The sequence below is a fragment of the Microbispora cellulosiformans genome (genome assembly GCF_008728085.1).
In the GTDB taxonomy this organism is placed as follows: Bacteria; Actinomycetota; Actinomycetes; order Streptosporangiales; family Streptosporangiaceae; genus Microbispora; species Microbispora amethystogenes.
The window spans coordinates 95,889-107,466 of the sequence record NZ_VYTZ01000011.1 but is presented as its reverse complement, the minus strand read 5'-3'; the positions used below and the strand labels follow the sequence as shown (position 1 = coordinate 107,466).

Below are 11,578 nucleotides of genomic sequence, written 5' to 3'. Positions count from 1 at the left end.
GATCAATGAATTTCACACGGAGGGTATTCACCGGGCGGCCGGCGGCCTATTGGGGAAATCTCCACATCTCTCGCGCCACCGGGCCGGCGGGCGATGGTAGGGAAAACCCCAATATCCATCGAGGACGGCTCGGCCTAGCGTGTGCCTCGTTTGAATCCGATGCACGCATGTGGAGGCACGTGTCATGCCCACCGCCCCCGTCCCGGCCATTGAGGCGGTGCAGGGTTTCGTACCGCGCCGGTCGGTCGCCATCGAGGAGGTGGCCGACCGGATGGGGATCAACCGGCACCAGCTCCGGCTGTTCCAGCGCGTCCACGGCCTGGCACGGCTGCCCATGGACCCCGACCTCGACCTGCTCGACCTGCTGAGCACGCCGGCCCGGGCGCTCGTCCCCACCGCGGCCGACCGGGACCGGATCCGCTACCTGATCTACGCGCACACCGCTCCGGACGTCGCTCCCGCGCACGTCAGCACCGCCCAGGAGCTCTGCCGCAGGCTCGACCTGCCCAAGGCCGAGGCGTTCGCGGTCACCCAGCAGAACTGCGCGAGCGGGCTCGCCGCCGTCGACGTCGCCGTACAGCTTCTGTCGGCGGACGGCGACACGGACGCGCGTGCCCTCGTCGTGACCGGTGAGAAACCGACCTCGCGGATCTTCTCGGTGATCGCCAACACGACGCTGATGGGGGAGGGGTCGGCCGCCTGCCTGGTCGGCGTCGGCGGCGCGGGCCGGCGCATCCGGTCGTACGCGGTGCGGACGCGCGGTGAGTTCGCGCAGCTTTACCGGCCGCAGCCCGACGTGCTCGCGGATTTCTTCACCTCCTACACGCCGACCGTTGTCGGGATTCTCCGCCAGGCCGTTCACGAGGCGGGCCTGCGGCCGGAGGAGATAACGATGATCGTGCCGCACAACGTGAACAACTCGTCGTGGCGGAGCGTAATCCGGGAACTGGGTTTCGGGGTCGAGCGAATTTATCTCGACAATGTTCCCCGGCTCGGCCACTGTTTCGGATCGGACCCATTCATCAATCTCGCCAGCATGCGTGACGAGGGCCGGCTGCGCGACGACGGCGTCTACCTGCTCGCCGCCGTCGGCCTGGGCGCGACGTACGCCGCGATGGTGATCGGCGGATAGGGGCAACGCTGTGACACGTGAGAGCACCGACTACCTGCGGCGGCTGAAGACCGCGCTGACCGGGGATCCGGCCACGCCGCTGGCCTTCCTGTGCAACTTCGAGGTGGAGACCCAGTGGGCGCGGCACCACGTCGGGCTGCCCGCTCCGGCGGCGGCGCCGACGGAGGTGGTCCTGCGGATGGAGGAGCTCGGCCTCCTGCTCGCCGGGCCCGGCGACGTCATCCTCGTCAAGAACGCGCCCGACCAGGGATATCTCCGCTACCTCGGTGAGGATCTCGGGATCGGCCTCCCGGCCGTGCTCGTGCCGGAGACGACGACCGGGGACAGGTCGACCGCGGAGGACCTGCTGAGCTCGCCGCAGGCGCTCGACCGGCTGAGCGCCCTCGGCCGCCGGGGCGCCCGGCTCATCCCGATGGGGACCTCGGAGTTCGAGGAGAAGCTGGCGGTCTCCGCCCAGGTGCCGCTGGCCGTGCCGGACGCCGCGACCTTCGAGCGGGTGAACAGCAAGATCTACAGCCGGCGCGTCACCGAGGAGCTCGGGCTGCCCCCGGTGCCCGGGTGGTGCTGCGAGACGCTCGGCGAGCTGCGGCACGCGCTCGCCCAGGCCGCCGGCCTCCCGGGACCGGTGGTGGTCAAGGACGCGTACGGCGTCTCCGGCAAGGGACTCGTGGTGCTCGACACCGCGGCGAAGGCCGACCGGCTGGTGCGCCTCCTGGAACGGCGCGCGGCCCGTACCGGCCACGACCGCGTCGCGCTGGTGGTCGAGCACTGGATCCCCAAGCGCGCCGACCTCAACTACCAGATCACCATCGACCGCCGCGGCGGCGTGCGGCTCGACTTCGTCAAGCAGGCGCTGACCGAGCGCGGCGTCCACCAGGGGCACCTCATGCCCGCCGAGCTGAGCGACGACCAGCATGCGCTGCTGCGCCGCGCCGCCGAGGAGGTGGGCGGCCGGCTGGCCGCCGACGGGTTCTTCGGGGTGGCGGGCATCGACGCCATCGTCGCGGACGACGAGCGGGTCTACCCCGTCCTGGAGATCAACGCCAGGTTCAACATGTCGACCTACCAGGGTGGTCTGACCGAGCGCTTCCTCACCCCCGGTCACGTCGCCCTCGCCCGGCACTACCCGGTGCGGTCCGCGGCGCCGCTCGTCTTCGACGACCTGCGCCGGGTCCTCGGCCCGCTGCTGTTCCCGGCGTCCGGCGGCCGGGTGATCGTCACCTGCTTCGGCACGGTGAACATCGGCGCCGGCAACACCGGCACCGGTGACGGCACGCCGCACCAGGGCCGGCTCTACACCCTGCTCACCGCTCCTGACCACGACCGGCTGACCGCGCTCGACGGGGCCGTACGGGCCGCGCTCGCCGGCGTGATCCAGCCCAGGGAGGACTCATGACCGACGCGTTCGCCGTGCAGGGCATTCCGATCGCCGATCTCGCCGAGCGGTTCGGCACGCCCCTGTACATCTACGACGCCGATGTGCTGGCCGACTCCTACACGGAGCTCCGGCGGCGCCTCCACCCCGCCGTCGACATCTTCTACTCGGCCAAGGCCAACCCGAACGTCAGCGTCTGCTCCGTCATGCGGTCGCTCGGCGCCGGCCTCGAGGTGTCCTCGATGGCGGAGCTCGCCACGGCGCGGTGGGCCGGCGCGGCGCCCGACGACGTCATCTTCCTCGGGCCGGGCAAGTCCGAGGGCGAACTGCGGGCCTGCCTGGAGGGCGGGATCGCGGCCGTCGTCTGCGAGTCGCTCGAGGAGCTGGCCGCGCTCGACCGGCTCAGCGGACCGGGGACCCGCGCCCTGCTGCGGGTCAACCCGGCGTTCACCACCAAGGGCGCCCGCCTGTCGATGGGCGGCAAGCCCCGGCAGTTCGGCATCGACCACGAACTGCTGCTGGAGAGCGCGTCGTCGCTGCGCGCGCTGCGCAACGTGCGCGTCACCGGGATCCACGCCTACATGGGCACCCGCATCCTCGACGAGGACGGCGTCGTCCAGAACACCGCCGGCATCCTCGCCGCCGCGCGCGAGCTGAGCGCGACGCTCGGCTTCCCGCTCGAGACCGTCGACATCGGCGGGGGTCTCGGCATCGCGTACTTCGAGAACGAGAAGGACCTCGATCTCGACCGGCTGACCGAGGGCGTCAACGCGGTCGTCGGGGAGTTCGCGGCGGAACACCCGGGCTGCCGGGTGATCATGGAGCTCGGCCGCTACCTCGCGGGCCGCTGCGGCACGTACGTCGTCCGGGCGCGGTACGTGAAGCAGTCGAAGGGGGAGTGGTTCGTCGTCACCGACGGCGGGATGAACCACCACATGGCCGCCGTCGGGGTGGGCAGCTTCGTCAAGCGCAACTTCCCCATCCGGTCGATCGACCGCTCCGGGGAGCTCGCCGACCGCCGATACACCATCACCGGCCCGCTCTGCACCCCCGACGACGTGCTCGGCCGCAAGGTGGCCCTGCCCGAGGTGCGGCCCGGCGACCTGATCGGGGTCGAGCGCTCGGGCGCGTACGGTCCCACGTCGTCCCCGGTGCTGTTCCTCAGCCACGGATATCCGGCGGAGGTCCTCGTCTCCGGCGGCACCGCGCATCTCGTCCGGCACCGCGACACCGTCGAGGACCTGCTCGGCAGGCAGATCCTCGTCGACCGGCCGAGCCCGGCCGTCCAGCCGGTCGACCAGCCGGCCGCCCACCCTGTAGCGCAGCCTGTCGCGCAGTGACCAGTTCCACATCGAGAAGGGAAAACGGGTAATGAACCGATCCGAGATCGTGACAGCCGTCGTCCGGGCCGTCGGCGAGGTGCTCCAGCGGGATGTGCCCGGCGTGACGGAGGACACCCGGCTGTTCGACGACCTCCAGCTCGACTCCACGTCGATCCTCGAACTGCTCATGGCGGTCGAGGACACGATGGACGTCGAGATCGACCCCGAGGGTCTCGACATGGACAGCTTCCGCACCATCGGCACGCTGGCCGACTACCTCCAGGGGCTCGTGGACCTGGTCCCCACCGGCAACGCCGGCTGACGCACGGCCATGGCCCTGTCACTGGAGACCGCGGTCGCCTACGTGCCGCACGCCACCCGTCCGTGCCACTTCGAACCCGACATCGCCGAGTTCAACGAGGGCGTGCTCGCTCCGTACGGGATGCGTTTCGACACGTCGTTCGCGGCGGGCGGGAGCAACGCGACCTTCCTGGAGCTCGCCGAGGGGGTGCTGCGGGCGGCCCCCGGCCCGCTGCCCGGCCCGGACCTGCTGATCGTCGCCTACGCGCTGCCCGACCCGCACGCGCCGGAGAAGACCCTGGCGGCGCACCTCGGTCACGTGCTCGGTGACCGGTCCATGAGTTTCGCGGTCTCCGAGCAGGGGCTCGGCGCGCCGTTCACAGCGCTGCGGATCGCCGGCGCCTATCTGCGGTCGGGCCGCTGCCACAGCGCCGCCGTGGTGGTCGTCGAGCAGACGACGTACCCCTACCCGGAGCCGTTCGTCCAGGACGGCGACCTGGTCGACTCGGCGGTGCTGCTGGTGCTCGGCGCCGCGGGCGGCTGGGAGCTGGCCGGGCTCGCCTCGGCGGGGCCGGGCCGGGACCTCGCCGTCCTGCTCGACGAGCCGCCCGGGCTGCCGGAGGGGTCCGATCCCGGGGAGCGGCTGGTGGTGACCGGGTCGTGGGCCGAGGCCGCCGACACGGGCCCGGCCGGGCCGAAGGCTCACCAGGCGCCGCCCGGCTCCTACTGCACGGGGGTCTGGCTGGAGTTCGCCAGGCACCACGCCGAATGGGGCGCCGCCTACCGGACGGTCGTGCTCGGCGACACCGATCCGCGGACCGGGATCAGCCACGTCGCCACGTTCACCCGCCGCGAGGCCGTCACCGGGGGAGAGCGCCGATGACCACAGCAGTTCTCGGAAGTTACCCGTCCCTGCTCGACGCCCTGCACGCCGACGTGACGTCCGGCGGGTTCGTCGCGTCGCCGTCCGGAAGCGTCCTCGCCTCGGCGGAGGCGCTGGGCGTGGCCGGGGCGGGGCGGTTCGGCCGCTTCGGGCTCGCGTGCGTGCCCGCGTCCGCCGGCAGCGCCCGCGACGACGCGACGGCCGCCCGGTTCGCCGAGGGGCTGCTCGCGCTGCAGCACACGGTGCTCCGCCGGACGCTGGCGCACACGATCACCCGCCTGGGCGAACGGGTCAGCGAGGGCACCAGCCTGCTTTCTCGGCCACAGCTCCAGGCCGACCTGGCCGACGTCGCGATGGAGTTGCAGGAGGAGGCGGCGGAACCGGAGGAGGAGGCCGGCCGCGACGTCCGCTGGGCCCGCCACCAGCGCCTGACCTGCACCGGCCGGGTCCTGCTCCGCCTCCTCGGCGGTTACAGCATGCTCGCCGAGGGGCCGGGCGCCGACCTCTACCTGGCCGAGGTGGCGGGCAACGTCTACCTCCAGCCCGGCCCGGACCACCGCGTGGAGGACCACCATGCCTGAGAGCGCGACGTACGCCCTGGACACGCGCGGCGAGCGGATGGACGCGCTCGAACAGTACTTCCGGGAGGCCGCGCGGGAGCTGCGCGAACCGGGGCTGGCGCTCGACGCCGACCCGGACGCCGTCCACCGGTTCCTCCACCTGCCCGCCGTACGGCTCCAGCAGCACATGCTCACCCCGGCGCGGTACGCCCGGCACGACGACGTCCTGCCGTCCTTCGTGCCCGCGGAGGCCTCGTGCGCCGAGTGGGTCCTCGCGGCGGAGTGGCTCGCGTACGGCGATCCGGGCATGACGCTGGCCAGCCCGGGGCCCGCCCTGTCGACGGTGGTCCTGCGGGCCCTCGCCGACGAGGCGCAGCAGGACTGGTTCTTCGGCCGGACCTCCGACTGGCCCACCTGGGCCTTCTTCGCGCTCACCGAACCGGAGAAGGGCTCGGCGGCGACCGAGCTCACGGCCCGCCTCGACGCCGACCCCTCGGGCGAGGGCTGGGTGCTGAGCGGCGAGAAGATGTACATCGGCAACGGCGCCCACGCGCGGGTCGGCGTGGTGTTCTGCCGCCGGGCCACGGGACCGTGGGGCATCGAGGCGGTCATGGTGGACACCGGCGACCCCGGCTTCCACGCCGAGACGCTCCCGATCATCGGGCTCCGCGGCGCGCGGATCAGCCGGTTGCGCTTCGACGGGATGCGCATCCCGCCCGAGCGGGTGCTCGGCCGTCACCGGCCGCGCAGCCGGCGCGGGCTGCAGGGAGCGCTGCAGGCGATGCTGTGGTTCCGGCCCAGCGTCGCCGCCTTCGCCCTGGGCGTCGGCCGGGCGGCCTGCGACTACGTGCTGGAGCAGCGCCCCGCGCTCGCGAGCGCCGGCCGCGCCGAGGTCGACGGCATGATCGACCGGCTGAACCGGCTGCGCCGCCTCCTCCGCGACGTCGCGGCGGAGATCGACGCCGGTTCGCCCAACACCTTCCGGGTCAGCGGCGTCAAGATGCGCGCCGCCCGCCTCGCCGAGGACGCCACCCTGCTGGCCGCCCGGCTGCTCGGCCCGGCGTCGCTGGTCGAGCACCCCTGGCTGGACAAGGCGTACCGGGACGTGCGGGCCTTCGAGTTCATGGAGGGCACCGGCAACATCCACCGCCGCGGCGTCTTCCAGGGGCTGTTGCGAGACGACTATTTCACATCGCGAGACCGGGACGTCCGCCCCGGCCGTGTGGCCGAAGGGGTGGTCTGATGCGTGTCGGTGTCGACCTGATGTCCATCGGCGAGCTGGAGCGGTTGCGCGCGCGCCGCTGGTTCGACGACTACGCGTTCGCCCCCGCCGAGCTCGCGGCGGCCGAGGGCCTGTCGGAGGAGCGTGGCAGAGAGTTCCTGGCCGGCCGGTTCGCCGCCAAGGAGGCCGTGCTCAAGGTGTTCCGGATGGGCCTGTTCCAGGGCGTCGCGCCGCGCGAGATCGTGGTCGCCCGCGCCTCCTCCGGAGCTCCCGAGGTCACGCTGGAGGGCGCCGCCCGCACGGCCGCCGACGCCGCCGGAGTCCGGGGCGTCGACGTCTCGATCACACACAAGGGTGACCTGGTCGTCGCGGTCGCGGCGGCCTGGTCATGAGCACATCAGGAGCGGCCGTGCCCATCATCCAGGCCACCGGGCTGACCCACACGTTCACCGTCGGAGGCAGGACGGTCGAGGCCGTCCGGGGCGTCGACTTCGAGGTCAGTCCCGGCGAGATCATCGGATTCCTCGGGCCGAACGGCGCCGGGAAGACCACCACCCTGCGCATCCTGACGACGATGCTCAAGCCCACCTCGGGCCGGGCGACCGTCGCCGGCGTCGACGTGGACGCCGACCCCGCCGGCGTCCGCCGCCGCATCGGCTACGTGGCGCAGGCCGGCGGCACCGACGGCAACTGCCGGGTGGCCGAGGAACTGATCCTGCAGGCGCGGCTCTACGGGATCGGCAAGCGGGACGCGGAGCGCCGCGCCGCCGAACTCTGCGAGCGTCTCGACCTGACCGGCCTCGCGGACCGGCCGATCCGTACGCTGTCGGGCGGCCAGCGGCGGCGGACCGACATCGCCCTCGGGCTCGTCCACGAGCCGCGGCTGGTCTTCCTGGACGAGCCGTCCGTGGGGCTGGACCCGCAGAGCCGCAGCGATCTGTGGACGCACATCCGCCGCCTGCGCGACGAGCTCGGCACCACGGTCTTCCTGACCACGCACTACCTCGACGAGGCCGACACGCTGTGCGACCGGATCCTGGTGATGAACCACGGGCGGGTCATCGCGGAGGGCACCCCCGACGCCCTCAAGCGCCGGATCTCCGGCGACGTGGTCAGCCTGACCCTCGGCGGCGACGCCGACCGCGCGAAGGCGGTGCTCGCCGAGTGCCCCGGCCTGGACGAGATCGCCGTCTCCGGCCAGACCGTACGGCTGACCGCGCGCGGCGGCGAGCAGGCGCTCGTCTGGCTGATGCGCGCGGCGGACCAGGCCGACCTCGACCTTCGGTCCGTCAACATCGCCCGGCCGACGCTGGACGACGTCTTCCTCGCCTTGACCGGATCCTCGCTGAACGAGAACCACTCGTGATCCCGGCGCGGCGGCCCCGACCCTGGAGGAGCGTGCATGTCCCTCATATCCGATAGTTCGCTGATCTTCGCCCGGCAGATGCGGCTGTCGCTGCGTTCCCCGGCGTGGCCGATCATCGGCCTGTTCCAGCCGGCGCTCTACCTGGCCTTCCTCGGCCCGCTGCTGGTCAGCGTGGCCGGGGCCGGGGTCGACGGCCTGCCGGCCGGTGCGGCGTGGCGGTTCTTCGTGCCCGGCCTGCTGATCCAGCTCGGCCTGTTCGGCCCCCTGTTCGCCGGTCTGTCCATCATCGCCGACCTGCGCTCGGGGGTGTTCGAGCGGATGCGGGTCACCCCGGTGAGCCGTTTCGCCCTGCTCGCCGGCCGGGTCATGCGGGACACCGTGGTCCTGCTCGTCCAGACGGTGGTCCTGCTCACCGTGGCGTACGCCTTCGGCCTGCGGGCGCCGCTGGTCGGCCTCCTCCTGATGTTCCTCTTCGTCGCGGCCATCGCGGTGGGGCTCTCCGCCCTGTCGCACGGGCTCGGCCTGCTCGTGCGCAGCGAGGAGTCGTTCACGCCCCTGCTGAACGTGGCGGCCATCCCGCTGCTGCTCCTCTCCGGGATCCTGCTGCCGATGACCCTCGCGCCCCAGTGGCTCGACGTCATCTCCCGGCTCACGCCGTTCCGATACATCGTGGACGGCATGCGCACCGCCCTGTACGGCGACTACACCGGCTCGGTCGTGGTGACGGGCGCCGCAGTCGCGGTCGTCACCGCCGTGGTCTGCCTGGTGCTCGGCGCCCGCCTCTTCTCCCGAAGGCACGCGTGACGCCCTCCGCGGGCGGGCGTCACGGCAGCGCGTCCCCGCGTCGGTCGCCCAGCAGTTCCCGCAACCGGCCGACGAGGGGATCGTCCGACTCCTCGCAGATCGTGAGCGCCTCGCGGAGCGCCATCCGGGCGGGGGCCTCCGCACGGACGTCGCGGTAGACCTCGCCGAGGTGGAGCAGCGTGGTCGCCGCGCCGTGCCGGTCGCCGATCTCACGCCGCACCCGGAGCGCGGCGCGCAGGAGATCGACGGCCTGGTCTCCGCATCGGAGGGTCTGGTAGGCCACGCCCATGGTGTCGAGCACGCGCGCCTCGCCGTTCCGGTCGCCGAGCTTGGTGAACACGGCGAGCGCGTCGGAGAGGAACCGGAGCGCCTGGTCGATCTGACCCGTCCACAGATAGGTCTCGCCGATGCGGCCGAGCGCGGTGGCGGTCTCGCGCGCGCCGCCGATCTCACGGCTCAGGGCGAGGGCCTCGCGCAGCCGGGCGAGCGCGGTCGCCGTACGGCCCAGCGTGCGGCAGATGTCGCCGAGATCGTTGAGGCAGGCGCACTCGGCCGCCCGGTCGCCCACGCGGCGCCAGATCACGAGCGCCCGCTCGCAGTTCTCCAGTGCCTCGTCGAGACTGCCCAGGTCACGGTGGACCGCGGCGAGGCCGTCCAGCATCCAGGCCTCACCCGCTTCGTCGTTGCCGTCCCGAGCGGCGGTCAGACCGGCCTGGTACGCCGAGACCCATTCGGCCCACGGCTTGCGCAGGACGAAGTAGCTCCCCCCGGCGTCGGCCAGGCGCCAGGCGAGGGCGCTGTGGCCGGCCTCGGCGGCGTGTCGTACGACGGCGGCCAGATTGGCGCGCTCGGCGTCGAACCAGTCGAGCGCCTCGGCATAGCCGGCGAACGCGACCGGCCGCCCGTCGGGCGGGTCGAACCGGGCGCGGCGACGCAGGGGATCGATCCGGCGACCGGCGGCGTCGGCGGCGTGCAGATACCAGCCGAGCAGCCGGCGTACGGCCGCGGACCGCTCCTCCGCGGGTTCGTCGGCCTCGGCGCACTCGGCGGCGTACAGCCCGACCAGGTCGTGGAAGCGGTAGCGCCCGGAGGAGACCTCCTCCAGCAGGTGGACGGCGGCCAGCGCCTCCAGCAGGCGCTGCGCCTGGGAGCAGCCGGTCCCGGCCAGCGCGGCGGCCGCCGGAACGCCGAGATCCGCGCCGCGGTGCAGGCCGAGCAGCCGGAACATGCGGGCGGCGTCCGGCGGCAGCGCGCGGTAGGACCAGGAGAACACCGAACGGACCGTGGTCGCCTCGTCCTCGGTGGTGGCCAGCAGGTTCAACCGCTCGCGGGTGACCGCCAGCTCGGTGGCGAGGGCCGCCAGCCGCACCGACGGCCGCGCCTGCGCCCGTTCGGCCGCGATGCGCAGCGCCAGCGGAAGATAACCACACCTCCTGGCGATCTCCGCCGCGGCCTCGGGCTCCTCCGCGACGCGCCGGCCGCCGATGGCCTGCCCGAGCTGGGTCAGCGCCTCGTACTCCGGCAGCGGCGAGAGCACGAGGCGCGCGGCGCCGTCCCTGGCGACCAGGCCGGACAACCGGCTGCGGCTGGTCACCACCAGGCGGCACCCGGCCGAGCCCGGGATCAGCGGGCGTACCTGGTCGGCCGTCGCCGCGTTGTCGACGACGATCAGTATGCGCCTGCCGTCCAGCAGCGTGCGCAGCCGGGCCGCGCGCGGCTCCAGCCCGGCCGGGACGGACGCGGGGGAGCAGCCGAGGTCGCGGAGGAACCGGGCGAGCACCTCACCGGGGTCGGCGGGAGCGCCGGTCGGATCGAAGCCGCGCAGATCCGCGAACAGGCACCCGTCGGGGAACCGGCGGGCGGCGCGGTGAGACCAGTAGAGCGCCGTCGCCGTCTTGCCCACACCGGCCGGGCCGGAGACGACCACCGTCTGATGACCTCGCTGGGCGTCGTCGAGTTCGGCGAGCGCGTCCGCGCGGCCGGCGAAGGCGCGGGGAGCGGCCGGAAGCTGCGCCGGACGCCGGAACGCGTCCTGGTGCCGGCGTCGCACCGGCACCAGCCCGGCGAGGGCTCCCTCGGCTCGGAGCACCTCGTCGCACCGCCTGGCCACCAGCGGCGTCGGCGGCCGTTCACCCGTCTCGATCCTGCTCAGGTAGCCCTTGCTGTAGTGGGTCAGCGCCGAAAGCGACGCCAGCGACAGGCCACGTTCCCTGCGTAGATCCCGGAGTGCGACTCCGAACGACGCGTTCTCCATCGAAACCCCAGATGCGGCGAACTCGGACCGCCGTGACGCGCGGTGCCTCCGGGACGTCGCCCTCTGGACCCCCTCTCGGCACACCTCGTCCCAAGCGATCATGTGGCCCCATGCCGCGTCCAGCCGGTGTACGAGAAGGCCATCTCGCGATCTATCGACTATTCAAGCACTAATTGCCTCAATTGCCATATAGGCATCGTTTGTGCCAGTTCCGGACTGATATGTTCATGGTTTTCGGCTATGTCATAGATTTGGGTTGTTACCCAAGGTCCCGCCGAATCACCGTGCGTCATCCACGGCGGTGAGCTCTGTGGTGGCGATTTCCGGAGTTTCGTCACCGCCGTGGAGGACGCGGCCGTC

The 11,578-nt window shown here is 72.6% G+C and carries 11 protein-coding genes; 10 read left to right on the top strand and 1 reads right to left on the bottom strand.

The window, feature by feature from the left end; all coding sequences use genetic code 11:
• The first annotated feature begins 184 nt into the window (after positions 1 to 184).
• From F5972_RS27305 to F5972_RS27260, 10 genes are read left to right on the top strand one after another with little or no spacing between them, the layout of a single operon-like run.
• Positions 185 to 1,132 carry a ketoacyl-ACP synthase III family protein gene (locus tag F5972_RS27305; RefSeq protein ID WP_150937277.1) on the top strand — a complete coding sequence of 316 codons (948 nt, stop codon included), beginning with the start codon at positions 185 to 187 and terminating at the stop codon, positions 1,130 to 1,132.
• 10 nt (positions 1,133 to 1,142) lie between these two features.
• A complete protein-coding gene (locus tag F5972_RS27300; RefSeq protein WP_150937275.1) occupies positions 1,143 to 2,528 on the top strand; it encodes a preATP grasp domain-containing protein in 1,386 nt (461 codons plus the stop codon).
• Positions 2,525 to 3,847, top strand: a complete 1,323-nt coding sequence (locus F5972_RS27295) for a type III PLP-dependent enzyme (protein ID WP_150937274.1) — start codon at positions 2,525 to 2,527, stop codon at positions 3,845 to 3,847. The genes F5972_RS27300 and F5972_RS27295 overlap by 4 nt, the downstream gene beginning before the upstream one ends.
• A 31-nt stretch (positions 3,848 to 3,878) precedes the next feature.
• Positions 3,879 to 4,151, top strand: coding sequence for an acyl carrier protein (locus F5972_RS27290; RefSeq protein ID WP_150937272.1), 273 nt, complete (start codon positions 3,879 to 3,881; stop codon positions 4,149 to 4,151).
• Positions 4,152 to 4,160: 9 nt separating this feature from the next.
• The gene (locus F5972_RS27285; RefSeq protein WP_150937270.1) at positions 4,161 to 5,012 is read left to right on the top strand and encodes a hypothetical protein; all 852 of its coding nucleotides are present in this window, start codon (positions 4,161 to 4,163) and stop codon (positions 5,010 to 5,012) included.
• Positions 5,009 to 5,593 (top strand): hypothetical protein, encoded by a 585-nt coding sequence (locus F5972_RS27280; RefSeq protein WP_150937267.1) that lies wholly within the window; start codon positions 5,009 to 5,011, stop codon positions 5,591 to 5,593. Before F5972_RS27285 ends, F5972_RS27280 begins: the two co-directional genes overlap by 4 nt.
• Positions 5,586 to 6,815 (top strand): acyl-CoA dehydrogenase family protein, encoded by a 1,230-nt coding sequence (locus F5972_RS27275; protein ID WP_225311940.1) that lies wholly within the window; start codon positions 5,586 to 5,588, stop codon positions 6,813 to 6,815. Before F5972_RS27280 ends, F5972_RS27275 begins: the two co-directional genes overlap by 8 nt.
• A complete protein-coding gene (locus F5972_RS27270) occupies positions 6,815 to 7,186 on the top strand; it encodes a holo-ACP synthase (RefSeq protein WP_150937265.1) in 372 nt (123 codons plus the stop codon). Before F5972_RS27275 ends, F5972_RS27270 begins: the two co-directional genes overlap by 1 nt.
• A 23-nt stretch (positions 7,187 to 7,209) precedes the next feature.
• Positions 7,210 to 8,160, top strand: a complete 951-nt coding sequence (locus F5972_RS27265; protein WP_150937427.1) for an ATP-binding cassette domain-containing protein — start codon at positions 7,210 to 7,212, stop codon at positions 8,158 to 8,160.
• A 36-nt stretch (positions 8,161 to 8,196) separates the two neighbouring features.
• Positions 8,197 to 8,964, top strand: coding sequence for an ABC transporter permease (locus F5972_RS27260; RefSeq protein WP_150937262.1), 768 nt, complete (start codon positions 8,197 to 8,199; stop codon positions 8,962 to 8,964).
• Between the two features lie 19 nt (positions 8,965 to 8,983).
• Here F5972_RS27260 and F5972_RS27255 read toward each other — a convergent pair whose 3' ends face one another.
• Positions 8,984 to 11,218 carry an ATP-binding protein gene (locus F5972_RS27255; protein ID WP_191910332.1) on the bottom strand — a complete coding sequence of 745 codons (2,235 nt, stop codon included), beginning with the start codon at positions 11,216 to 11,218 and terminating at the stop codon, positions 8,984 to 8,986.
• Positions 11,219 to 11,578: the final 360 nt, after the last annotated feature.

What these genes read in the sequence shown, in the direction of transcription:
- F5972_RS27280 (WP_150937267.1), top strand. Translation starts at nt 5,009, where the DNA reads ATGACCACAGCAGTTCTCGGAAGTTACCCGTCCCTGCTCGACGCCCTG.
- F5972_RS27305 (WP_150937277.1), top strand. Translation starts at nt 185, where the DNA reads ATGCCCACCGCCCCCGTCCCGGCCATTGAGGCGGTGCAGGGTTTCGTA.
- F5972_RS27255 (WP_191910332.1), bottom strand. Translation starts at nt 11,218, where the DNA reads ATGGAGAACGCGTCGTTCGGAGTCGCACTCCGGGATCTACGCAGGGAA.
- F5972_RS27275 (WP_225311940.1), top strand. Translation starts at nt 5,586, where the DNA reads ATGCCTGAGAGCGCGACGTACGCCCTGGACACGCGCGGCGAGCGGATG.
- F5972_RS27260 (WP_150937262.1), top strand. Translation starts at nt 8,197, where the DNA reads ATGTCCCTCATATCCGATAGTTCGCTGATCTTCGCCCGGCAGATGCGG.
- F5972_RS27285 (WP_150937270.1), top strand. Translation starts at nt 4,161, where the DNA reads ATGGCCCTGTCACTGGAGACCGCGGTCGCCTACGTGCCGCACGCCACC.
- F5972_RS27270 (WP_150937265.1), top strand. Translation starts at nt 6,815, where the DNA reads ATGCGTGTCGGTGTCGACCTGATGTCCATCGGCGAGCTGGAGCGGTTG.
- F5972_RS27290 (WP_150937272.1), top strand. Translation starts at nt 3,879, where the DNA reads ATGAACCGATCCGAGATCGTGACAGCCGTCGTCCGGGCCGTCGGCGAG.
- F5972_RS27295 (WP_150937274.1), top strand. Translation starts at nt 2,525, where the DNA reads ATGACCGACGCGTTCGCCGTGCAGGGCATTCCGATCGCCGATCTCGCC.